Below are 21,890 nucleotides of genomic sequence, written 5' to 3' on the forward strand. Positions count from 1 at the left end.
AGCATGTCAGCTCCGGCGCCGGAGCGGCTATTGCAGGGCTCGTACCGCCGCGCCGAACAGCGGGGGCATGCGCTGGGCGGCCGGCACGATCAGTCCGGCGGTCAGGGGGTGCCGTGCAGCCGTCAACAGCGCCTGGGTGAGCAGCCGGTGACGTCGCGTCAGTTTTCGCCACCGAGCGGCGTAGAGCTCGGGCCGCCCGGCCAGGAGGCAGTCGACCGCCGCCGAGGCGGTCGCCGTGGCCAGTGCGACGCCCTCGCCGGTGAGGGCGTCGACGTAACCCGCCGCGTCGCCTACGAGCAGGACCCGTCCTGCTCTCGGTCCGCTCGCGGTCCGGCGCAGGGGGCCCGCGCCGCGCACGGGCCCGGCTTCGAGCCCCCGGATCGCCCGGGCCAGCGCGGGGAAGGCCGCGAGGTGCTGTTCGTGGGTGCGCCGGTGGTGGCTGAGCACGGCCACACCCACCAGCTCCTCCCCCACCGGTGTCACGTACGCCTCGCCGTGACGTGACCAGTGCACCTCCACGAAGTCCGTCCAGGGCGCGATGCCGTAGTGGCGGCGCAGCCCGTATCTGCGGGGTGCCGCGCAGGGGCGCTCCAGGCCGAGGGCACGGCGCGTCGGCGAGTGCAGGCCGTCGGCCGCGATCAGCCAGCGCGCCGTCAGGCCCGCCGCCGTGACGCTCCCGGGCCCTTGGCGCACCTCCCCCACCCTGCCCGCGACGACGCGTACGCCGAGGTCCGCGGCCCTTCGGTGCAGGGCCGCGTGCAGTGCGGTCCGCCGTACGCCGAGGCCCGGGTGGTCCCGGAAGGGCGCCTCGGCGCGCCGGTGGCCCTCGATGTAGCGGATTCCGCGCAGTTCGCTGCCCGCCGGGGTCACCCCCAGGGCGCGCAGGGCCGCCACTCCGCTGGGCATGATGCCCTCGCCGCAGGCCTTGTCCACGGGAGCCGGGCGGGGTTCGACGACGACGGCCTCCAGGCCCGCCGCGGCTGCGCGGATCGCCGCCGCGAGCCCGGCGGGTCCGCCGCCCGCCACCAGGATGTCGATCACGCCCGCGCCTCCGCTCCGGCGGCGCTCGCCAGCGCGCCGTCCTCGCATCGGATGCGTACGGCCATGAGCGCCGCGTTGAGCACGGTGAACACGACGGCGGTCGTCCAGGCGCCGTGGACCAGTGGCAGGGCCGCGCCCTCGGCCGCGACCGCCACGTAGTTGGGGTGGCGCATCAGGCGGTAGGGGCCGCCGGTCACCAGGGGAAGGCCGGGGACGACGATGACCCGGGTGTTCCAGCGGCGGCCCAGGGTCCGTACGCACCACCAGCGCAGCCCCTGGGCGGCTGCCACCACCGCCACCATCGTCCAGCCGAGCCAGGGCAGGAACGGCCGTTGCGCCAGCCAGGTCTCGGCGAGACAGGCGCCGAGGAGAGCGGTGTGCAGGGCCACCATGGCCGGGTAGTGGCCTCGTCCGGCCTCGGTGCCGCCCCGGGCCAGGCTCCAGCGCGCGTTGCGCAGCGCCACCGCCAGTTCGGCGAGGCGCTCGACGGCGACCGCCAGTACCAGCGCGGTGTACCAGATCATGTGTTCCTCCGGACTACCAGCGCAGCAGCACCAGTTCGCAGCAGAAGCCGGGGCCCATGGCCATCAGCAGACCGGGGGTGCCCGGCTCGGGCCTTCGCCGTTCCATGGTGTCCCGCAGGACGTGCAGGACCGAGGACGACGAGAGGTTGCCGACCTCGGCCAGCGACGTCCAGGTGACGTCGAGGGCGCCGTCGGGCAGGGCCAGGACCTCCGTGACGGCGTCCAGGACCTTGGGGCCGCCGGGGTGGCAGACCCAGCGGGCGATGTCCTTCGGTTTCAGGCCGTGCTCCGCGAGGAAGCCGGTGACATCGTCGGCGAGATACCGGCGTACGACGTCGGGGACGGACGGGTCGAGCACCACGGTGAACCCGGAGCCTCGGATGTCCCAGCCCATGACGTGCCCGGTGTCCGGGTACAGCCGGCTGCGGGTGTCCAGCACCTCGGGTCCGTCGGCCGGGACGGGGCGGTCGCCGCCGACGAGGACCACCGCGGCGGCGCCGTCGCCGAACAGCGCTGTGGCGACCATGTTGGCGGGGGTGGCGTCCCCGCGCTGGAAGGTCAGGGAGCAGAGTTCGACCGAGAGCAGGACGGCCACCTGGTCGGGTCTGCCGAGCAGATGGTCGTGCAGCCGCGCCACCCCGGCGGCTCCGGCGACGCAGCCGAGCCCGAAGACGGGGAGCCGCTTCACGTCGGGGCGCAGTCCGACGCGTCCCACCAGCCGTGCGTCGATCGAGGGCGCCGCGATCCCGGTGACGGAGGTGAACATCAGCAGGTCCACGTCAGCGGGCCGCAGTCCCGCCTTGCGCAGGGCGCCTCTGACCGCTTCGGCGCCGAGCTCCACGGCGGCGGAGATGAACACGTCGTTCGCCGCCCCGAAGTCGTCGAGTCCGGCGTAGCTGTCGAGCGGCAGGACCGTGTTCCGGCTGCGGACCCCGGCGTTCGCGTGGAGGCGGTCGAGCACCCGGCGGTCGGCGCCGTCGGGCAGGCAGGTGCGCGCCACCATGTCGGTGACCGCGCGCTGGCTGTGGCGGTGCGGCGGCAGCACTCCGTGCACGGCCGCGATGCGGGTCATCCGGGCCACCGCTTCGGAGAAGTCATGACCCATATCCTGCCCACAGAGCGGGGCAAATCGTCGCACATGTGACGCGCGGCTGCCGTGTTCGTACGCCCCTGCGTCCCTACGATCGCTCCGTGGACACCACGGACCGGCTCTCGTCCCCCTCCCCCGCCGCGCGGCTGCCGCAGCTGGCCGGGGGGCTGGCCCTGTCCTGCCATCCGGGTCCGGTCGCGGCGGTGACGGTGCTCGTCACCGCGCTGGCCGTCAGTTCCGGTCTCGGGGGCGGGCGTTGCGCGCTGGTCGCGTCGGCGGTGCTCGCGGGGCAGCTCTCGGTGGGCTGGTGCAACGACGCCTTCGACGCCCGCCGCGACGCCGAGGCCGCCCGCCCGGGCAAGCCGGTGGCAGAGGGCGTGGTGGGCGCCGGCACGGTCTGGGGCGCGGCGTTCGCGGCGCTGTTCCTGTGCGCGGCGCTGTCGTTCGCGTGCGGCGCCGCCGCCGGGGCGGTGCACCTGGCCGGGGTCCTGGCGGCCTGGGCGTACAACCTGAGGCTGAAGGAGACGGTGCTGTCCTGGCTCCCGTACGCGATCGGCTTCGGCGGCCTGCCCTGTCTGGTCGCGCTGAGCCTGCCCGGCCGGCCCTGGCCCGCGTGGTGGGCGGTGACGGCGGGGGCGCTGCTGGGCGTCGCGGCCCATCTCGCCGATGTGCTGCCGGACATCGAGGCGGATCTGCGGGCGGGCATCCGCGGTCTGCCGCAGCGGTGGGGCGAGGCGCGCACCCGGCGTCTGCTTCCGGTGCCCCTGGTGGCGGCGACCGCGGTGCTGGCACCGGTGCCCACGGGGGCGCCCGGAGGCTGGGGCCCGCTCGTCCTGTGCGCACTGGTGGCGGTGGCGGCGTACGCCGGTTCGCGGCGGGTCGGCACTTGGCGCAAGGCGGCACTGGCGGGGACGGTGGCCGTGGCGGCGGTGGACGTGGCGCTGCTGCTGGCCAGGGGCACGGCGATCGCGTGACGCGTGACGGCCCGTACGGACGCCGTGCCGTCCGTACGGGCTGCGGGGCCGTGCGCTACTGGCCGGCGAGACCGGTGTGCGCGATGCCCCGCACGATCTGCCGCTGGAAGAACGCGAAGACGATCAGGAGCGGCGTCCCAGCGATCACGAGCGAGGCCATGATCTGGGCGTACCGCACGCCGAACGTCGACTGGACGTTGACGAGGCCGACGGGCAGGGTCATGCCGCCCGGGTCCGTGGTCACGAGGAACGGCCAGAGGAAGTTGTTCCAGGTGGAGATGAAGGTGAAGATCGCCACGGCGGCCAGCACCGGCCGGGAGAGCGGGATCACGATCGTCCAGAACACCCGCCAGCGGCCCGCCCCGTCGACGAAGGCGGCCTCCTCCAGCTCCCGGGGCAAGCCCTCGAAGAACTTGACCAGGATGAACACCATGGCGGGCACGGCGACCTGGGGCAGGATCACGCCCCAGTAGGTGTCGACCAGGCCGAGCTGGACCATCTCGCGGAACAGGGGCGCGATGAGGACCTGCGGGGGCACCATGATGCCGGCGAGCACCAGACCGTAGAGCAGCCGGCGGCCCCGGAAGTCGGTGCGGGTGAATCCGTAGGCGGCCATCGCGCAGGTCACGACGGTCAGCAGGGTCGTCATGACGGAGATGTACGCCGAGTTCATCAGCCAGACCAGCAGGTCGCCGGACTCCCAGACCTTGGAGTACGCCTCGAAGGTGACGCGTGAACCGATCCAGGAGAGCGGGGTCTTCGCGGTGTCTCCCTCCGGCTTCAGGGAGGTGGCGACGGCCCAGGCGATCGGAAGGAGCCAGGCGGCCGTCAGCACCAGGGCGACGACGAGCAGGACGATCCGGCCGGGGGTCCACCGCGGCCGGCGGCCCCCTTCCGCGGCGGATCCCCGGGGCCTCTCGGACTCCTCGGCCCCCGTGCGGGGCGGGATGACGGTGACGGAACCGCTCACTTCGCGGCCTCCTCAGCTCGGCGCCGGGACAGCAGCGGCTGCACCAGGGAGACGGTCAGGATCAGGGCGAAGAAGATGTAGGAGACGGCGGAGGCGTAGCCGATGCGGTAGCCCGTGAAGCCCTGCTGGTAGACGTACTGGAGGATCGGCCGGGTGGACTCGTCGGGGCCGCCGCCGGTCATGATGTACACCTGGTCGAAGATCTTCAGCGAGGCCAGCACCTGGAGGACGACGACCAGTCCGGTCGTGCGGCGGAGCATCGGCAGGGTGATGTGCAGGAGCCGCTTCCAGGCGCCCGCCCCGTCCAGCTCCGCGGCCTCGTACAGATGCGCGGGGATGGCCTGGAGCGCGGCGAGGTACAGCAGGAAGTTGAAGCCGACGGTCCACCAGACGGTGGTCGCGACGATGCTGAGCATGGCGTAGCGCTCGTCGGTGAGCCAGCCGATCTCCGGGGTGAGGCCGACGGAGGCGAGCAGCTGGTCGGCGAGGCCGAAGTCGGACGGCAGGATCATGTTCAGGAACAGGAGGCAGACGACGCCGGAGGGAAGCAGGAACGGGGCGAACCAGCTGAGCCGCCAGAGCCACTGGACGACGCGCAGCTGATGGGCGAGGAGTGCCAGGACGAGTCCGACGACGACGAGGGGGACGGTGGACAGGACCGTGAACCAGACGGTGTTCCACAGCGAGGACCACACCTCGGGGTCGCGCACCGCTTCGGCGTAGTTGTCGAGGCCGACGAACTCACCGCCGCTACCGGTGATGTTCTCGCTCGTCAGGCTCATGCCCAGGCCGGATATCAGCGGCCAGATCAGGAACATGGCGTAGACGAGGAAGAAGGGCGCGATGAACACCAGGCCGTGTTCGGTCCACTTCCTGCGCACGGAGCGGGCCAGCCGCCCGGCCGTGCTCCCGGCGGGCTGCGTCACGGGTGCCGTCGCCGCCGCGGTGGTGGAGGTCATGACGCGGCTCCCGGGAGGGGGTTGCGGGTGTCGAGGAGGGTCCGCAGCCGGGCCTTGGCCTCGGTCAGGGCGTTGCGCGGGCTGCGGGAGCCGGTGAGGACCCCGGAGAACACGGCCCCGAGCTCGATCCACAGCCGGGAGGCGGAGCCGGCGAACCAGGCGGGCTCGTCCAGGGCGACGTCGTCGATCACGTCGCGGTATTCGGACTGCGGCTTGAGCGCCAGGTAGGCCGGGTCGTCGAGCACCGGCAGATAGGCGGGCACATGGCCGCCCTTGGCCCAGGCCACGGAGTTGCTCAGCATCCAGGCGACGAGGATGTGGGCAGCCTCGTTGGCGGCCCCGCCCCGGTCCGCCTGGTGCGGCAGGACGAAGGCGTGGCAGTCGGCCTGGGTGGCCGCGCTGCCGAAGAGCGCGGGAATGCGGGTCATGGAGAACGGGAGCCCGGTGGTCTTGAAGGTGGTGATCTCCCATTCACCGTTGAGGTGGAAGGCGGTCTTTCCGCCGTTGAAGACCCCGATGGACCCCGCGTAGTCGACGCGGCGCACCATCAGTCCTTCCTCGACGAGCCGGGCCAGGTATTCCAGCACCCGGAGCGCCTTGGCGTCGTCGAGCGCGAGGCGCTTCCCGTCCCCGGAGAGCACCTTGCCGCCGGTCTGGGCGTAGAAGCTGGAGAAGAGCCGCCACGGGGTGATGCAGTCGGGTCCGAGCGTCTCGGTCACGAGCCCCGGCTGCCCGGTCACCTTCTTCGCGGCGCGCAGCGCGTCGGCGAACTCCTCGGCGCCGTTGATCGGCTTGAGCCGGCCGCCCGACAGCAGTCCGGCCTTCTCGCACACCTCGGTCTGGAAGTAGAGGACGAAGGGGTGGGTGTCCAGCGGTACGGCGTACTGCTTGCCGCCCGCCTGGCCCCGGCGCCAGATGTCCGGCGGGAAGTCCTCCTCCTTCACCCCGTGCTCCGCCAGCAGATCGAGGTCGAACGGGTCGAGGAGCCTGCCCGGGGCGAAGCCCGCGAGCCGGGCGAGGTGCAGGGCGGCGAGCTCGGGGGCCCGGCCTCCGGCCCCGGCCATGCCGAGCTTGGTGTAGTACGGCGCGCCCCACTGCAGGGTCGAGGCCTCCAGGGCGATGTCCGGGTGCTCACCGCGGAAGTCGTCCAGCATGCCCTGCATGTTGACGCCGTCACCGCCTCCGAAGAGGTGCCAGAACCGCAGCAGGGTCTGTCCGGGACCGGCTGCGGTGGCGGGGGCGGCACAACCGGACAGGGAGCCCAGGGCTCCGGCGGCGGCCAGGGCGCCGGCACCGCCCGCGAGGGCTCGGCGCCGGCTGAGAAGGGGTGGTTGCATGGCGGCTCGTCTCGACTCGTCTCTGAGGTGCGGGGACGCGGCGAAGGAGGACAGGATGTTCGAAATCTCGACGCCTGCCCGCCACTTCGGACGGGACCGTAGGCCCGGCGCAACCCGGCGTCAATGACTCGCGCTGAAATTGCGAACAATGTTCGACACCGCGAACAAGAACCCCTCCCTGCGGCCCTGCGCACCCGGAATCGGGGGCGGTCGGCGGGGTACCCGAGGAGGAATCGCGGAGGCACCCGGGGAGAAATCGGGGGGATGCGCTCACATTTCTTACTGGGGGGTAGGCCCGCCCGGCATCCTTGCTATACCTTCCGTCTAACAAGCGGTACGAGACGGCTGCCCTGCGGAAGGACGCCGGTCCTCCGCTCATGCTGCCGACACAACAGGCCCCAGTCATAGGCCGGTTGACGAATCATCACCGCAACCACGCAATGTGACAGCACCAAGGAACACCGCTGACGAACCGAGGAGCCGCACCATGGCAAGCAGCACCGTTCGACCGGATGCGCAGGACCGGCCGCCCGAGGACGACCTCACCCGTCGTCTCCTCGAATCGGCCGCCGTGCTCGCCTACGACCCCGCCACCGAGGTCGACTGGGACACCCCGCTGGACAAGGACTTCCACGGTGCGAGCCCGGAGTGGAGCACCCTCTACGGCACGGCGTACTGGGCCGAGCTCACCGAGGAGCAGCGCAAGGAACTCACCCGCCAGGAAGCCGCGTCGGTGGCGAGCACCGGCATCTGGTTCGAGATGATCCTGCAGCAGATGGTGCTGCGCGACGTGTACGCCAAGGACCCGACGAGCGCCGACGTCCAGTGGGCGCTCACCGAGATCGCCGAGGAGTGCCGGCACTCGATCATGTTCGCCCGGGGTGCGCAGAAGCTGGGCGCCCCGCCCTACCGGCCCCACCGGCTCGCCGTGGAGCTGGGGCGGGCCTTCAAGACGCTGGCGTTCGGCGAGGCGGCGTACGCGGCGATACTCGTCGCCGAGGAGGTCCTCGACGTCATGCAGCGCGACTGGATGCGGGACGAGAGGGTCGTGCCCTTCGTCCGCACCATCAACAACATCCATGTCGTCGAGGAATCCCGGCACATGAAGTTCGCCCGCGCCGAGACGCGCAAGCACCTCAGCGGTGCCGGTCCTGTCCGGCGCAGGATCAACGCGCTGGTCATCGCGATCGCCTCGTACGTCATCGTCACGAGCATGGTGAACAAGGGCGTCTACGCCAACGCCGGACTCGACGCGGAGCGTGCGATCGGCGAGGCCAAGGCCAACGAGCACCACAAGTCGATGATGCGCTCCAGCTGTGCGGGCCTCATGGACTTCCTGGCCTCGGCCCGCCTGCTGACCAAGCCCGCCCTGGTGTTCTACAAGCGCGCCCATCTGATCTGAGCGGACGACATGACCTACGCCATCACCCAGACGTGCTGCAGCGACGCCACCTGTGTCTCGGTGTGCCCCGTCAACTGCATCCATCCGACTCCGGAGGAGCCGGACTTCGGCCGGACGGAGATGCTCTACATCGACCCGAAGTCCTGCATCGACTGCGGTGCCTGCGCCGACGCCTGCCCGGTGGACGCCGTCCTCCCCCTGGACAGCCTGCCGGCCGCGCAGCGGGAGTACGGCGCGCTCAACGCCGCGTACTTCGAGGGCCGGGAGGCCGCACCGGCTCCCGCGGGGCCGAACTTCCACGTGTGGGGCGAGCCGTCCTTCGACCGCGAACTCCCGGCGGACTTCGCGCCGCTGCGGGTCGCGGTGATCGGCACCGGACCAGCGGGGATGTACGCGGCCGAGGACCTGCTGCTGCACACCGCCGCCGAGGTCACACTGCTGGACCGGCTGCCGGTCGCCGGCGGGCTGATCCGCTACGGTGTGGCGCCCGACCACCTGTCGACGAAGAAGGCGGGTGACACGTTCGCCCGGTTCCACACGCATCCGCGCGTGCGGATGCACCTGGGTCTGGAGGTGGGCCGCGACATCACGCCGGAGGAGATCGCCGCGCACCACGACGCGGTGATCTACGCGGTCGGCGCTCCGGCCGGCCGGCGGCTCGGGATACCCGGCGAGGACCTGGCCGGCAGCATCTGCGCGACCACGTTCGTCTCCTGGTACAACGCCCACCCCGACGTCGCTCCGGACGCGGTGGACCTGTCCGCGGAGCGGGTCGTCGTGGTCGGAAACGGCAATGTCGCACTCGACGCGGCCCGCATCCTGGTCTCGGACCCCGGGGCGCTGGCCGCCGGGGACATCGCGGGCCACGCGCTGGACGCCCTGCGCGACGGCGCGGTGCGCGAGGTGGTGCTACTGGGACGGCGGGGGCCCGAGGACGCGGCGTACACCCGGTCCGAACTGCTCGCGCTCACGCATCTGCCCGGCGTCGAGCTGATCGTCGACGACCACGACCCGAGGACCGGTGCGGCGATCGACGCCGCCGCGCCGGGCGGCAGGGCCGCCCTGCTGAAGGATGTCGCCCGCGAGGAGGTGGACTGGTCGGTTCCGCCTCCGGCGGGACGCCGCATCGTGTTCCGCTTCCACTCCGCGCCCGAGGAGGTGCTCGGCGACGGCACCGTCCGCGCGGTCCGGGTCACCGGCGGGGCCGGGGACCGGGAGATCCCGGCCGGGCTGCTGCTGCGGGCCGTCGGCCAGCGCGGGGTGGCGGTCGCCGGGCTGCCGTTCGACGAGGCGACGGGCACCGTCCCGCACGAGGGCGGCCGGGTGACGGACCGTCCTGGCACCTATGTCGTGGGCTGGATCAAGCGCGGCCCCTCCGGCGGCATCGGGGCCAACCGGACCTGCGCGGCCGAGACCGTCGGCACGCTGCTGGCGGATGCCGTGGCCGGCACGCTGCCGGCGGCCGAGCACGGGGCGAAGGCGTTCCAGCGGCTCGTGCGGCGCCGCAACCGGCGGATCGTGGACGCCCGCGGGCTGGCCCGGATCGAGCGGGCCGAACGCGCCCTGGGCCTCAGGGAAGGACGGCCCCGGGTCAAGCTGGCGACGGTTGGGGAGCTGGTGGCGGCCGCGAAGAGCGGGCGCCGCATACCGGGCTGACCTGGCAGAAAGGCCCGGGTGAGGGACGAGAGGGACGTCGACGCGGTGCTGCCGCTCCTCACGGGCGGCAGCGGCGGGGCTCGCGGGTGCGATCGCGGGGACGCACGGCCCCCGCGTCCCCGTCACGCGCGCCTGGCCCGCCGGACGTGACGGGGGAGAGGGCCGGGAGCTCCCCGGTCCTCTCCCCCGTTCCTCCCGGCGGTGGCGAGCCGCTCAGGCTCCCGCCGTCGACTGGGCCTCGGCCGCCGCGCGGTAGAGGCGGCGCAGCCGTACCACACCGAGGTCGTGCTGGTAGAGGTTCTCCCGCTGGTCGGCGTCGGCCGGCATGGACTCCAGCATGACGCGGTCCTGCTCAAGGACGTCCCAGTGGCGCTGCTCGATCAGCGTCCGGTAGAGGAAGCGCCAGGACGCGCGCTGCCAGTCCTGGACACGGCGGTAGCGCCAGAAGAAGACACCGCTGCGCTGCTCGTCCACCGGGCAGACCATGCCGACGATGCCGAACGCTCCGCCGGGGCCCGCGGACGGCGGGTACGGGATGGAGAGGTCGACCCAGTCCACCCCGGTGCGGCAGAGCTCCACCCAGTCGAAGTTCACGCCGCGCTGGTCGGTCTTCTCGAAGAAGTAGCCGCGGGCGGTCTCCCGGATGCGGAACTTGGCCGTGGTGTCGCCGTCGAACATCGTGTGCGAGTCGTGGTGCAGGAAGGCGCCGTGCATCGGGTCGAGCAGGTTCTCCACGGCGTACCGCCAGGGCGAGTTCCACTCCGCGTAGCACAGGATGGCGTCCACGTCGGGGTCGGTGAGCGGCTCCGGCAGGGTCAGATCGGCCGGCTCGGGGTGCTCCTCGTCGCCGAAGTAGGCGAGGATCGCGCCCGAGACCTCGCGCACGGGCAGCGAGGTCACCAGCCGCTTGCCCTCCAGGCTGCAGCCGGGCAGCCCGGGGACGGAGGAGACCGTGCCGTCGGGCTCTACCTCGACTCCGTGGTACCAGCAGGCGACCCGGTCGCCGAGGTGTTTGCCGAGCGACAGCGGGGCACCGCGGTGCGGGCAGCGGTCGGCGAGCATGGACAGGGTGCCGTCGGACTTGCGGAACAGCAGCCACTGCTCACCGAGCGCGGTCACCTTGCGCATCGCGCCGGGGGCGACGAAGTGCGAGGGGACGACGGGGTGCCACTGGTTGCGCAGACCGGTGGCGTAGATGTGTTCCGCGGTGGCGGAGGACGTCAGCGTCATGGTCAGGCTCCCAGTCGGTTCATCTCGGCGCGGAAGGAATCCTCGGTCCACGGGCTGCCGTCGGCGGCGTGGACCTGGCGGGCGTTGAGTCCGCGCACCACGTCGGCGAGCTCGTGGCCCACGTGGGTGTAGACGTCCTCGAGCGTCGCGGCGAGCTTGTACTCGTACGGCGTCGGCTCGTGCGTACGGGACTGGTGGATCTCCAGGTACGGCCAGGTGTCGTTCACGGTGTCTCCTGAAAGTGCGGGGGAAGGTGTCACAGGTCGAGGACGAGCCGGCCGGAGGCGCACCGCGAGACGCAGATCATCATCGAGGTGCCCGCGGCCCGCTCGGCCTCGCTGAGCAGGAAGTCGCGGTGGTCGGGGGTTCCTTCGAGCACCCGGGTCTCGCAGGAGCCGCAGATCCCGTCGCGGCACGAGTTGTCCACGGTGAGCCCGGCGCCCTCCGCGGCCTCCAGGACGGAGGTCCCCGCGCCAACCGTGAGCGTCACGCCCGAGGTGCGGCATTCGACCTCGAACGCCTCGTCGTCCCCGGTGCGTTCGACCGTCGGCGCGGCGAACCGCTCCAGGCGCAGACGGTCCCCGGGGCAGCGCTCCTCGACGGCTCCGAGCAGCGGCTCGGGACCGCAGGAGTACACGAGGGTTCCTTCGGGAAGCCCGCCGAGCACGGAGTCGAGGTCGATGTGCCCCTGCTCGTCCTGCGGTACGAGGGTGAGGTCACCGCCGAGCGCGTCGAGCTCGGCGGTGAACGCCATGGAGGCCCGGCTCCTGCCCCCGTAGACCATGCGCCACTCGGCTCCCCGGCGGGCGGCCTCCCGGGCCATCGCCAGGAGTGGAGTGATCCCGATTCCGCCGGCGACGAACACATACGCGTCAACGTCCTCCAGCGCGAAGTGGTTACGCGGCTCGGAGACGGTGATCTGCTGACCCGGCCGCAGCTGGGTGTGCACGAAGCGTGAACCGCCTCGCGAGGCGGGCTCGTTGAGCACGCCGATGCGGTAGACGTCGGCGGTGCGGGGGTCGCCGCACAGGCTGTACTGGCGGACCTGGCCGCCGGCGTGGACGTCGATGTGCGCGCCGGGGGTCCAGGCGGGCAGCGGCTTGCCGTCGGGATGGACGAGCTCGACGGACAGGACGCCCTCGGCCTCCCAGGTCATACGACGGACGATCAGCCGCAGCGAATCCTCACTCATGGTCTGTTGCCTCCTTACCGGCAGTTCGGGCGGCCGGGCTACTGGCCCGGGATGCGCACGGGCGGGGTGAACGGGTTCTTCATCGGGCCGAGCGCGTCCAGGTCGACCTCGACGAGCGTCGGTCCTTCGGAGGCGACGGCTTCGCCGATCACCCGCGCCGCGTCCTCCTCGGCACCGATACGGGCGTACGGCAGCCCGCACGCCTGGGCGAGGAGACCGAAGTCGGGCGTCGTCAGGTCGACCCCGGAGCGGCGTTCGCTGTGGCGGTCCTGCATGTTGCGCAGGACTCCGTAGCCGCCGTCGTTGAAGACGATCAGGGTCAGCCGGGGGCGCTCCTGGGCGAGGGTGAGGAGCTCGCCGAGGTGGACGGCGAGTCCTCCGTCGCCCGCGATGACGACGGTGGGCGCGTCGGGGCGGGCGAGGGCGGCGCCGATGCCCATGCCCAGGCCCTGTCCGATGCCGCCGCCGCGCGGGAAGACGTTGTCCCTGGGGTCGTACATCTCCAGGAGCCTGTTGCCCCAGCTGCTGGAGGGGATGGTGACGTCGCGGGCGACGACGGCCTCGCGGGGCAGGGCGGCGCGGATCGCGTCGCAGATCGCGGCCTGCGGGCCGATGTTGTCGTGCAGGATCGCGCGCACCTCGGTGCGTACGGCGCCGATCCGGTCCGTCCAGCCGGGCTCGGCGGGCACGGCGTGCGGCAGCAGGCCGGTGAGGGCCTCGGCCGCGTCGGCGTGCAGTGCGTGGGTGGCCGGGTGGACCCTGCCGATGGAGGCGGCGTCGACGTCGATCTGGATGTGCGCCCCGGGGAGCCCGAGCGTGTAGTCGGCGGTCTCGTTCGACCGGAAGTGCGTGCCGATGGTCAGCAGGACGTCCGCGTCGGCGAGCAGGGCGCGCACGGCGGGCGTGGTGGCGAAGTTGCCGATGACCTGCTCGTGGTCCTCGGGCACGCTGCCGCGCCCGGAGTTCGAGGTGATCAGTCCGGCGCCGGTGGCCTCCAGCAGCGCTGCCAGCTCACCGCGCGCGGTGTTCGCGCCGCCGCCCGCCCAGATCAGGGGACGCCGGGCGGAGGCCAGGAGGGCTCCCGCTGCGGCGAGCTCGTCCGCGCCCGGGGTGAGGGGCGCGGGCGTACCGAGGCCCTCGGGTTCGTCGGTCTGCGCAGCGTACTGGAGGTCGATGGGCCATTCCACGCTGGCGGGTCCGCCCGGTGCGGCGAGCGCCGCGCGGGCCGCCTCGCGCAGGATGCTGCCCGCCCGCGTGGCGTCCGGCACGCTCCTGGCGTACGCGGAGACGGCCGTGAGCATGCCGAGCTGGTCCTTGGTCTCGTGGATGAAGCCCCGTCCGCTGCCCAGGAACTCGCTCTCCACCTGACCGGTGATGTGCAGGACGGAGCTGCCCGCGCTGAGCGCCTCGATCAGCGATCCCGCCGCGTTGCCGGCGCCGGTCCCGGTCGAGGTGAGGGCGCAGCCGAGGGTGCCGCGGGCGCGGCCGTAGGCGTCGGCGGCGTTGACGGCGGACGCCTCGTGCCGCACGGGGACGAATCGCAGCTCACGGTCGACGGCTTCGACGAGCGGCAGGTTGTGGACGCTGACGATGCCGAAGACGGTGTCGATGCCGAGTTCGCGCAGGACGGTGACGAGGAGATCGCCTCCGTTGTCGTGACGCATGGTGGTGTCTCCTCAGAGGATGGAGCGGCCGACGCCGCCGCAGACGTCGATGCTGGTGCCGGTGATGTAGGAGGCGCGGGGCGAGAGCAGGGCGACGACCGCGTAGGCGACCTCTTCGGCCCTGCCGAGGCGGCCCAGCGCGATGCCCCGGTCCTCGGCCAGCTCCGCCTGCCACTCCTCGTAGGTCAGGCCGGAGTCCGCGGCCGCGTGGCGGCGGGTCCACTGCCCGGTGTCGACGAGCCCGAGGCAGACGGAGTTGACCCGGATGCCGTCGCCGGCGAGTTCGGCGGAGAGGGACTTGGAGAGGTTGAGGATGCCGGCGCGGGCGGCGCTCGTGGTGATCAGCCGGGTCTCGGGCTGCTTGGCGAGGACCGCGTTGATGTTGACGACGCTCGCCGCTCCGGAGGCGGCGAGGTGGGGGCGCGCGGCCTGGAGGGGGTTGAGCACCCCGGCGAACTTCAGCTCCAGCTCGTCGCGCCAGTCGTCGGCGGTGGAGTCGTCGAGTCCCTTCATGCGGGACTGCCCGGCGTTGTTGACGAGGCCGTCGATGGAGCCGAACGCGTCGGCGGTGCTGTCGACGAAGTCGCGTACGGCGTCGGCGTCGCGTACGTCGCAGACGCCGGTGAGCAGGCGGTCGCTCCCCGCGCCGAGGCCGGCTGCGGCCTTGGCGAGGCGGTCGGCATCACGGCCGCAGGTGGCGACGCGGGCGCCCTCGTCGAGCAGGGCGCGGACCGTGGCCAGGCCGACGCCCGAGCTGCCGCCGGTGACCACGATCGTGCGGTCGGCGAGGCCCAGATCCATAACTCGTATCTCCTGCGGTTCAGTTCATGGTGAATCCGCCGTTGACGGCGATCACCTGTCCGGTCAGATAGCGGGACTCCTCGCCGAGCAGGAAGGAGACGATCCCCGTGAGGTCGTCGGGCTGCTGCGGCCGGGAGATGGCCCGGTTCATGCGGTAGAGGTCGTGCCGCTCGGCGGGCACGGTCTCGGTCGCCTCGCACTCGGTGAGGCCGGGGGCCACCGCGTTGACGGTGATCCCCTTGCCGCCGAGCTCGCGCGCCATGGCCCGGGTGAGCGCGATGACGGCGCCCTTGGAGGCGATGTAGTGCGCGAGGCGCGGGGAGCCGTACAGGGCGGCGTCCGAGGCGATGTTGACGATGCGGCCGGGCTCGGTGAAGAGCGGGTACAGGGCCTTCGACACCAGCCAGGGGCTGCGGGCGTTGACCGCCATCAGCCGGTCCCAGACCTCGATGTCGATGTCCTGGAACTCCTTGCCGCCCACACCGTTGGCGAGCGCCGCGTTGTTGACCAGGCCGTACAGCGGGCCGAGGCCGCGCACCGCTCCGGCGAGCGCCTCGACGGACGCGGGGTCGGCGACGTCGCAGCGTACGAAGTGGGCGTCGATGCCCTCGGCGCGCAGTCCGTCGGCCGCGTGCTCGCCCCGGTCACGCTCCAGTTCGGCGAGGACGACCCGGAAGCCGTCGGTTCCCGCCCGGCGGGCCATGGCCAGTCCCAGGCCACGGCCCGCTCCGGTGACGACGACGGTGCGCCGGCCTGCCGGGGGCAGGTCAGCCACGGGTCACGCCGTGCATCGGCGAGTACTCGGGGTAGGTCGGCACCTGCGGCTTCTGCGTGCCGATGACGACGCAGAACAGGGCGTCGGTGTCGCCCTCGTTCTTGAGGGACCGGGTCACACCGGCGGGGACGACGATCATGTCGCGGTAGCCCAGGGTGCGGTACTCGGCCTCGTCGGCGCCGCGGTGGATGCCGACCTTGACCTCGCCCTCCAGGACGAAGAAGGCCTCCTCGACGTCGTGGTGGGTGTGGGCCGGGCCCTCGGCGCCGGGCGGCAGCAGCATGTTGGAGAAGGTGAAGCCGCCGGAGGGGAGGATGCGGCTGTCGCTCTCGTGGTTGCCGGTGGCGCCGGAGCCGACGTAGCGGATCTGGCCGCGGCGGAACTGCGGGCCGGCCTTCTCCTGGAAGGAGAGGGTGTCGAAGTCGGCGACCCGGGAGGCCTTGGTGGCGATGAGGGAGTCGGTGTACGCGGAGAGGTCGTCGCCGTTGTCGTACGCGTCGGTGGTCAGAGGCATGGTGAGGGCTCCTGTTCGGGGAGGGATGCGGTGATGTGGAGGTGGGAGAGCACCCAGGCGTTGAAGTGGCCCGGCTGCTCCTGGTTGGCCAGGTGACCGGCGTCCTTGACGATCACGTAGGCGGTCTTGTGGATGGCCCCGGCGATGGCCTGGCTCGCCTCGATGCCGGTGACCCGGTCCTGTTCGCCGCAGAGGACGAGGGTGGGGGCGGCGATCGAGGGGAGTTCGGCGCGCAGGTCGGCGGAGGCCATGGACTCGGCGGCGTGGGCGTAGCCCGGCAGCCGTACCGAGGCGGCCATGGTGTCCACCACGCGGCGCACCAGCTCGTCCGGTGCGGCGGGCGAGACGAGGCGCGGGCCGCGGGCCTCGGCGAAGGCGCGGGGGCCGAGCTCGGCGAGGTCGGCCGCCCTGGCGCGCATGCCGGCCGCCTTGGTCGCGTCGGTGCCCGAGCCGGGGCTGGAGTCGGCGACGATCAGCGAGGCGACGAGCTCCGGGTGGCGGGTGGCGAGCCGCAGCGCGATCACACCGCCCCAGGAGACGCCGAGGACGTGCGCGGTGGTGGCGCGCTCCCGGATGAGGGCGGCGGCCGTGTCGGCGTAGTCGTCGAGGTCGAGCGGGGCCTCGGGGTCGGGAGACTTGGCGTATCCGGGGGCGTCCCAGGCCACGACCCGTGCGGAGGAGGAGAGTTCGGCGAGCTGCGGGGCGAAGGCCGCCGAGGACGAGCCGATGCCGTGCAGGCAGAGCAGCAGGGGGCCCTGGTCGCCCGCCTCCTCGACGTGGACGGGGGCGGCGCTCACAGGATCTGCCCGGTGCGGCCGGCGATCGCGGCGAGGCTGCGCAGTACGGCGTAGGGCACCACCTGGCTGGTGGCGGGGTTGCCGGGGTCGGGCAGGTGCGCGACCTCGAAGCGGTAGGAGCCGTGTCCGCCGGACGCCTCGATGACATGGCGGGTGTGGTGGGCCGCCGGGTCGGCGACGACCTGGACCCGCACAGTGTCCAGGTCGCCGACGGCCAGCGCGACCGAGGCGGCCACGTTCGTCGACTTGGGGAACTTGACCGGCACCTCGCGGGCGGTTCCGGACATGACCTCGACCGGGCCGGTCGCCGTCCGCATCCGGTTCAGCAACTCCTCGTCCATCCATGGCTGTTCGAGCGTCGAGGGCAGCTTGGTGGTGGTCAGCCGGACGTCGTCGAGCGGACCGAGGGAGCGGACCGCCTGGAGCAGGTCGAGGCCGCCGACGGCGCCGCCCGTGAAATACACCCGGCCCGGTCCTGCGGCGAGCAGCCGCTTGGTGAGCTCGTCGTCGGTCAGCGCGCCGGTGGAGGCGATCAGCAGATCGGTGCCGGAGGACAGGACCCGCTCGCCCCATTCGCGTACGACGCCCTGTCCGGCGGCCTCGACGATCAGGTCGCAGACCTCCATGGCCTCCTCGAAGGTGGCCTGGGGCACGGGGGCGGCCTCGCCGAGCGGGCGGTTGTCGATGACGTGGACCAGTTCGGCGCCGGTGATCCGGCCCTCGGCGAGCGCGGTTCCCACGACCCGGCCGATGGCGCCCCAGCCGACGACGGCGACCTTGCGTACGGTGCTCATGCGGTGGCCTCCTGGGCGTCTACGGGAGCGAGCGGGCCGGAGCCCGGGGTGTCGGGGGAAGCGAGCGGGCCGGGGTCCGGGAAGCCCGCCATGCTGCAGCGGATCTCCTTCGAGGGCGGGCCGGCCGTGCCCCACAGGTCGGACAGTTCGGGGACCCGCCGCCACACCCGGGCGATCCAGGCGTCCTCGACGATCTGGGCGACCTCCGAGGTGTATTCGCAGACCAGTCCGGAGGGGTCGGTGAAGTAGGAGAAGGTGTTGTTCCCCGGCCCGTGCCTTCCGGGCCCCCACTGCGGGGTGATGCCGTGGTGGCGCAGCCGCCCGAGGCCCCGCATGAAGTGGTCGACCGAGCTCATCTCGTACGCCACGTGGTTCAGCGAGGTCCACTCGGCCTGGTTGAAGGCGATGCAGTGGTGGTCGCTGTTGCAGCGCAGGAACGCCATCTGGTGCTCGGACCAGTCGGAGACGCGCAGTCCGAGCACGTCGCAGTAGAAGGCGACGGCGGCGTCGATGTCGGTGGTGTTGAGCACGGCGTGCGTGACTCCGACGGGTACGGCGCCGTCCCGGCCGCGCGGGGTGACGGCCTCGACCTGGGCGCTGATCTCGATGAGGCGCCCCTCGGGATCGGTGAACCGCAGCCCGTAGCCGCCGCCGGCCTGGTCCAGCGGTCCGGGTCCGGCGACAGGCACGATCGAGCGCGCCTCCAGGCGCCGGGCCGCCTGGTCGACCTCGGCCGGGGTGGCGACGGCGAAGGCGATCCGGCCGAGGCCGACGCGGTCGCGCTGGGTGAGGTGGAGCACGTGGTGCTCGTCGCTCGTACCGCGGAGCCAGCGGGCGCCGGTGTCGGACTCGACGGTCTCCAGGCCCCAGACGTCCTCGTAGAAGCCGGCGGCCTCGGCGAAGGCGGGGGTGTGCAGTTCGACGTAGCGCAGGGAGCGGAGCCGGGCGATCGGACCGGGCGGTGGTTGCATGGGGTTCCTCCGGGAAAGGCAGGTGTGCCGGGTCAGTTGGCCCACGGGAGCGGGTGGTCCGAGACGCCCCAGTACAGGGACTTCTGGCGCTGGTAGGCGCGGATCGCGTCGCGGCCCTTCTCGGTGCCGAGGCCGCTGTCCTTCCACCCGCTGAAGGGGGTGGAGGCGCTGAACTGCTTGTACGTGTTGATCCAGACGGTTCCGGCCTGGATCCGGCGGGCGAGCGCCCCGGCGGCCCGGAGGTCGCGGGTCCAGATGCCGCAGGCCAGGCCGTAGACCGAGTCGTTGGCCTGGTGGACCAGGTCGTCCTCGTCGTCGTAGGGCAGGGCGACCAGGACGGGGCCGAAGATCTCCTCCTGGCAGGTGCGCGAGGTGTTCGCCAGCCCGTCGAGCACGGTGGGCAGGTAGTACGCCCCGTCCTCGTAGAGCTCGCCCTCGGGCGCCGATCCCCCGCACAGCACGCGGGCGCCCTCGGAGCGGGCGAGGTCCACGTAGGCGGCGACGGAGTCGCGGTGGCGGTGGTGCACCAGCGGGCCGACCTGGGTGGCCGGGTCGGTGCCGGGCCCGACGCGCAGTTCGCGTACGCGCTCGACGAGTTCGCCGACGAAGGAGTCGTAGATCTCTCGGGCCACGAAGAGCCGGGAACCGGCGATGCAGGACTGGCCGCTGGAGGAGAAGATCCCGAACAGCACTCCCGCCAGGGCCTGTTCGACGTCGGCGTCGGCGCGCACGATGGTCGGCGACTTGCCGCCCAGCTCCAGCGAGGCGGGGATCAGCTTCCGGGCGGCGATCTCGGCGATGGACCGCCCGGTATCGGTGCCGCCGGTGAATCCGACGCGGCCGACGAGGGGGTGGCGCACCAGGGCGTCGCCGACCACCCGGCCGCTCCCCGGCAGGACCGAGAGGAGCGCGGCGGGCAGCCCGAACTCGTCGAGTGCCCGGGAGATCAGCCGGCCGAGGGCCAGGGAGACCAGGGGTGTCCACGCCGCGGGTTTGAGGATGACGGCGTTGCCGGCGGCGAGCGCGGGGGCGATCTTCTGCGCGTCGCTGGCGATCGGGGAGTTCCAGGGGTTGATGGCGCCGACGACACCGATCGGCTCGTGCGTGCTCACGGTGACGTACGCGCCCCGGGACGGGGTGACCGCGTCCTCGGCCGTCTCCAGGACGGCCGCCATGTAGCGGAAGGTGCCCGCCGCGCTGAGCGCGAGCGCCCTGGTCTCGGTGAGCGTCTTGCCGGTGTCGGCGGTCTGGAGCGCGGAGAGCTCGTCGGCGGACTGCTCGGTGAGCTCGCCGATCCGGTGCAGCAGCCTGGCCCGGTCGTGGGCGAGCAGGTCGCGCCAGGCCGGGTCCGCCACCGCCGCCGCGGCGGCCTGTGCCGCCTCGGCGACCTCGTCCGCCGACGCGGAGTGGACGGTGGCGAGGACGCGGCCGGTCGACGGGTCGACGGTGTCGACGGGCTCGCCCGCACCGCGCCGCCACTGGCCCGCGATCAGGATTTCGGTGGGGAACTGCACGGGTGGACCTCCGGACGAGGCGGGAAGGGGGTGGACTCCGGGTGCGGACAGGCTCGTCGGGTTACCGCCCCCGGACTGCCGAAGTGCTAGAAATCTAAGCGCTTAAGTTTCTCGACACAAGACCCCGAGGTGAAATCGTTGCCTGGAAGTCCTTGAGCACCACATCCATGGCACCGATGATGGTGGCCGAGTCGTCGGGAGCAAGCTTCCTAAGCTCTTAACTATTGACCGCTTAGGTATTGGACCCTACTGTCTCCGCAACTCATCGCCCGCGGAAGGACACCCTCCATGACGACTGTGGCCGGCAAGCCAGCCCTCGGCTCCATAGCCGCGAGACTTGAACGACTGCCGCACTCGCGCTGGCACATCAAGGTCCGGTTCCTCATCGGCGCCGTCACCTTCTTCGAGGCCTTCGACCAGCTCCTGGCCGCCTCAGCGCTGCCCGTCCTGATGAAGGAATGGAACCTGAGCACCGGGCAGGCCACGTTCGCGGTCACCTCCGCCTCGATCGGCATGCTGCTCGGCGCCCTCGCCGCGGGCTGGCTGGGCGACCACATAGGCAGGGTGCGCACCGTCGCCCTGGGCGTCGCGGTGACCGGGCTCGCCAGTCTCGCCGTGGCCTTCTCGGGCAGCATCGAGACCTTCTCGCTCTTCCGCTTCGTGCAGGGGCTCGGCATCGGCGGTGTCGTGCCGGTCGCCGCCACGTACATCAACGAGATCGCCCGCTCCGACAAGCGGGGCCGCTTCGTCCTGCTCTACGAGATGATCTTCCCGGCCGGTCTCGCTGCGGCCACGCTGCTCGCCGTCTGGGTGGTGCCGGCCTTCGGCTGGCGTGCGATGTTCCTCGTCGGCGCCCTTCCGGTGCTGATCGCCGCCCTGCTGCCCCGCCATGTCGAGGAGTCCCCGCGCTGGCTGCTGGCCCGCGGGCGTACGGAGGAGGCGGAGGCCGCCATCTCCCGCATCGAGGCGCAGGTCGCCCGGGCCACCGCCGAGGAGCTTCCCGCGCCGGTGCCGTCCACCGACGAGAACGAGCCCAAGGGCACGCTGATGGACCTGTTCCGGGGGCGCTATCTGCGGCGTACGGCGGTGCTGTCCGGCCTGTGGTTCGTCGCGTACTACGTCAACCACGGCATCTCCACCTGGCTGCCTTCGCTCTACACGAAGGAGTTCGACCTCGACCTGACCACGGCACTGGTCTTCACCCTGGTCAGCAATGTCACCGGTCTGCTGGGCACTTTCGTGATGGCCATGCTGATCGACCGCATCGGCCGAAGGCCCGCGCTGATCGGCGCGTTCGTCGGCACCGTGCTCTCGCTCGGCGTACTGGCCGTCGCCGGCGCGACCTCGGGCGGCCAGGTCGCCCTCTTCGCCTCCTGTACGACCTTCTTCCTGTACGCGATCAACGCGGGCCTCTACCTCTACTCCCCCGAGCTGTACCCCACGTTCAACCGGGCCAAGGGCGCGGCGTTCGGCGGTCTGTGGAACCGGATCGGCGTCATTCTCGGCCCGGTGACCGTGGGCGCGATCATCGGGGCGGGCGGCAGCCTGGCCCTGGTCTTCGCGCAGCTCGCCGTGGTCGGCGTGGTCGGCGCCGTGATCGCGTGGTTCGCCATCGAGACCAAGGGCAAGACGCTGGAGGAGCTCAACAGCTGATGATTCCGCTCCGGGGCCGGTGGCCGAGGGCA

21 protein-coding genes are annotated in these 21,890 nt (G+C 72.2%); 4 read left to right on the forward strand and 17 right to left on the reverse strand.

The window, feature by feature from the left end; genetic code table 11:
• Positions 1-27: 27 nt before the first annotated feature.
• The 3 genes from ACWCQM_RS28425 to ACWCQM_RS28435 are packed head-to-tail and all read right to left on the reverse strand — an operon-like array spanning position 28 to position 2,637.
• Positions 28-1,041 (reverse strand): NAD(P)/FAD-dependent oxidoreductase, encoded by a 1,014-nt coding sequence (locus ACWCQM_RS28425; protein ID WP_450917959.1) that lies wholly within the window; start codon positions 1,039-1,041, stop codon positions 28-30.
• Positions 1,038-1,565: an isoprenylcysteine carboxyl methyltransferase family protein gene (locus tag ACWCQM_RS28430; RefSeq protein ID WP_450917960.1), complete on the reverse strand. Its 528-nt coding sequence runs from the start codon at positions 1,563-1,565 to the stop codon at positions 1,038-1,040. Before ACWCQM_RS28430 ends, ACWCQM_RS28425 begins: the two co-directional genes overlap by 4 nt.
• 13 nt (positions 1,566-1,578) lie before the next feature.
• On the reverse strand, positions 1,579-2,637 hold the full coding sequence (locus tag ACWCQM_RS28435; RefSeq protein WP_450917961.1) for a type III polyketide synthase: 1,059 nt from the start codon (positions 2,635-2,637) through the stop codon (positions 1,579-1,581).
• 119 nt (positions 2,638-2,756) lie between these two features.
• Between ACWCQM_RS28435 and ACWCQM_RS28440 the strand changes: the two genes are divergently transcribed.
• Positions 2,757-3,629, forward strand: coding sequence for a UbiA family prenyltransferase (locus ACWCQM_RS28440; protein WP_450917962.1), 873 nt, complete (start codon positions 2,757-2,759; stop codon positions 3,627-3,629).
• Positions 3,630-3,684: 55 nt separating this feature from the next.
• Here ACWCQM_RS28440 and ACWCQM_RS28445 read toward each other — a convergent pair whose 3' ends face one another.
• From ACWCQM_RS28445 to ACWCQM_RS28455, 3 genes are read right to left on the reverse strand one after another with little or no spacing between them, the layout of a single operon-like run.
• Entirely contained in the window at positions 3,685-4,578 is an 894-nt protein-coding gene (locus ACWCQM_RS28445) for a carbohydrate ABC transporter permease (protein ID WP_450918041.1), read from the reverse strand.
• Positions 4,579-4,595: 17 nt separating this feature from the next.
• A complete protein-coding gene (locus ACWCQM_RS28450) occupies positions 4,596-5,558 on the reverse strand; it encodes a carbohydrate ABC transporter permease (protein WP_450917963.1) in 963 nt (320 codons plus the stop codon).
• A complete protein-coding gene (locus ACWCQM_RS28455) occupies positions 5,555-6,895 on the reverse strand; it encodes an extracellular solute-binding protein (RefSeq protein ID WP_450917964.1) in 1,341 nt (446 codons plus the stop codon). Before ACWCQM_RS28455 ends, ACWCQM_RS28450 begins: the two co-directional genes overlap by 4 nt.
• Before the next feature lie 487 nt (positions 6,896-7,382).
• Between ACWCQM_RS28455 and ACWCQM_RS28460 the strand changes: the two genes are divergently transcribed.
• The gene (locus ACWCQM_RS28460) at positions 7,383-8,297 is read left to right on the forward strand and encodes an AurF N-oxygenase family protein (RefSeq protein ID WP_450917965.1); all 915 of its coding nucleotides are present in this window, start codon (positions 7,383-7,385) and stop codon (positions 8,295-8,297) included.
• 9 nt (positions 8,298-8,306) lie between these two features.
• The gene (locus ACWCQM_RS28465) at positions 8,307-9,953 is read left to right on the forward strand and encodes an FAD-dependent oxidoreductase (protein WP_450917966.1); all 1,647 of its coding nucleotides are present in this window, start codon (positions 8,307-8,309) and stop codon (positions 9,951-9,953) included.
• A 213-nt stretch (positions 9,954-10,166) separates the two neighbouring features.
• Here ACWCQM_RS28465 and ACWCQM_RS28470 read toward each other — a convergent pair whose 3' ends face one another.
• Genes ACWCQM_RS28470 through ACWCQM_RS28520 form a run of 11 tightly spaced genes read right to left on the reverse strand, consistent with a single transcriptional unit; the run spans position 10,167 to position 20,205 of the window.
• On the reverse strand, positions 10,167-11,183 hold the full coding sequence (locus tag ACWCQM_RS28470; protein ID WP_450917967.1) for a Rieske 2Fe-2S domain-containing protein: 1,017 nt from the start codon (positions 11,181-11,183) through the stop codon (positions 10,167-10,169).
• Between the two features lie 2 nt (positions 11,184-11,185).
• Positions 11,186-11,410, reverse strand: coding sequence for a recombinase-like helix-turn-helix domain-containing protein (locus ACWCQM_RS28475; protein ID WP_073749694.1), 225 nt, complete (start codon positions 11,408-11,410; stop codon positions 11,186-11,188).
• 29 nt (positions 11,411-11,439) lie between these two features.
• The gene (locus ACWCQM_RS28480; RefSeq protein ID WP_450917968.1) at positions 11,440-12,375 is read right to left on the reverse strand and encodes a PDR/VanB family oxidoreductase; all 936 of its coding nucleotides are present in this window, start codon (positions 12,373-12,375) and stop codon (positions 11,440-11,442) included.
• Positions 12,376-12,413: 38 nt separating this feature from the next.
• A complete protein-coding gene (locus tag ACWCQM_RS28485; RefSeq protein ID WP_450917969.1) occupies positions 12,414-14,039 on the reverse strand; it encodes a thiamine pyrophosphate-binding protein in 1,626 nt (541 codons plus the stop codon).
• 12 nt (positions 14,040-14,051) lie between these two features.
• Positions 14,052-14,840, reverse strand: coding sequence for an SDR family oxidoreductase (locus ACWCQM_RS28490; RefSeq protein WP_450917970.1), 789 nt, complete (start codon positions 14,838-14,840; stop codon positions 14,052-14,054).
• A 19-nt stretch (positions 14,841-14,859) separates the two neighbouring features.
• Positions 14,860-15,615 (reverse strand): SDR family oxidoreductase, encoded by a 756-nt coding sequence (locus ACWCQM_RS28495; RefSeq protein ID WP_450917971.1) that lies wholly within the window; start codon positions 15,613-15,615, stop codon positions 14,860-14,862.
• Positions 15,608-16,129, reverse strand: a complete 522-nt coding sequence (locus ACWCQM_RS28500) for a cupin domain-containing protein (RefSeq protein ID WP_073749699.1) — start codon at positions 16,127-16,129, stop codon at positions 15,608-15,610. Before ACWCQM_RS28500 ends, ACWCQM_RS28495 begins: the two co-directional genes overlap by 8 nt.
• On the reverse strand, positions 16,120-16,926 hold the full coding sequence (locus ACWCQM_RS28505) for an alpha/beta fold hydrolase (RefSeq protein ID WP_450917972.1): 807 nt from the start codon (positions 16,924-16,926) through the stop codon (positions 16,120-16,122). Before ACWCQM_RS28505 ends, ACWCQM_RS28500 begins: the two co-directional genes overlap by 10 nt.
• On the reverse strand, positions 16,923-17,720 hold the full coding sequence (locus ACWCQM_RS28510) for an aspartate dehydrogenase domain-containing protein (RefSeq protein WP_450917973.1): 798 nt from the start codon (positions 17,718-17,720) through the stop codon (positions 16,923-16,925). The genes ACWCQM_RS28505 and ACWCQM_RS28510 overlap by 4 nt, the downstream gene beginning before the upstream one ends.
• Positions 17,717-18,691 (reverse strand): VOC family protein, encoded by a 975-nt coding sequence (locus tag ACWCQM_RS28515; RefSeq protein WP_450917974.1) that lies wholly within the window; start codon positions 18,689-18,691, stop codon positions 17,717-17,719. Before ACWCQM_RS28515 ends, ACWCQM_RS28510 begins: the two co-directional genes overlap by 4 nt.
• Positions 18,692-18,723: 32 nt before the next feature.
• A complete protein-coding gene (locus ACWCQM_RS28520) occupies positions 18,724-20,205 on the reverse strand; it encodes an aldehyde dehydrogenase (RefSeq protein ID WP_450917975.1) in 1,482 nt (493 codons plus the stop codon).
• A gap of 288 nt (positions 20,206-20,493) precedes the next feature.
• Here ACWCQM_RS28520 and ACWCQM_RS28525 point away from each other — a divergent pair, with 288 nt between their 5' ends.
• Positions 20,494-21,858, forward strand: coding sequence for an MFS transporter (locus ACWCQM_RS28525; RefSeq protein ID WP_450917976.1), 1,365 nt, complete (start codon positions 20,494-20,496; stop codon positions 21,856-21,858).
• Positions 21,859-21,890: the final 32 nt, after the last annotated feature.

It is taken from the genome of Streptomyces sp. NPDC002125 (assembly GCF_053593715.1).

Coding starts and splice junctions, on each gene's coding strand:
- ACWCQM_RS28430 (WP_450917960.1), bottom strand. CDS start 1,565: ATGATCTGGTACACCGCGCTGGTACTGGCGGTCGCCGTCGAGCGCCTC.
- ACWCQM_RS28435 (WP_450917961.1), bottom strand. CDS start 2,637: ATGACCCGCATCGCGGCCGTGCACGGAGTGCTGCCGCCGCACCGCCAC.
- ACWCQM_RS28450 (WP_450917963.1), bottom strand. CDS start 5,558: ATGACCTCCACCACCGCGGCGGCGACGGCACCCGTGACGCAGCCCGCC.
- ACWCQM_RS28455 (WP_450917964.1), bottom strand. CDS start 6,895: ATGCAACCACCCCTTCTCAGCCGGCGCCGAGCCCTCGCGGGCGGTGCC.
- ACWCQM_RS28460 (WP_450917965.1), top strand. CDS start 7,383: ATGGCAAGCAGCACCGTTCGACCGGATGCGCAGGACCGGCCGCCCGAG.
- ACWCQM_RS28465 (WP_450917966.1), top strand. CDS start 8,307: ATGACCTACGCCATCACCCAGACGTGCTGCAGCGACGCCACCTGTGTC.
- ACWCQM_RS28470 (WP_450917967.1), bottom strand. CDS start 11,183: ATGACGCTGACGTCCTCCGCCACCGCGGAACACATCTACGCCACCGGT.
- ACWCQM_RS28480 (WP_450917968.1), bottom strand. CDS start 12,375: ATGAGTGAGGATTCGCTGCGGCTGATCGTCCGTCGTATGACCTGGGAG.
- ACWCQM_RS28485 (WP_450917969.1), bottom strand. CDS start 14,039: ATGCGTCACGACAACGGAGGCGATCTCCTCGTCACCGTCCTGCGCGAA.
- ACWCQM_RS28490 (WP_450917970.1), bottom strand. CDS start 14,840: ATGGATCTGGGCCTCGCCGACCGCACGATCGTGGTCACCGGCGGCAGC.
- ACWCQM_RS28500 (WP_073749699.1), bottom strand. CDS start 16,129: ATGCCTCTGACCACCGACGCGTACGACAACGGCGACGACCTCTCCGCG.
- ACWCQM_RS28510 (WP_450917973.1), bottom strand. CDS start 17,720: ATGAGCACCGTACGCAAGGTCGCCGTCGTCGGCTGGGGCGCCATCGGC.
- ACWCQM_RS28515 (WP_450917974.1), bottom strand. CDS start 18,691: ATGCAACCACCGCCCGGTCCGATCGCCCGGCTCCGCTCCCTGCGCTAC.
- ACWCQM_RS28525 (WP_450917976.1), top strand. CDS start 20,494: ATGACGACTGTGGCCGGCAAGCCAGCCCTCGGCTCCATAGCCGCGAGA.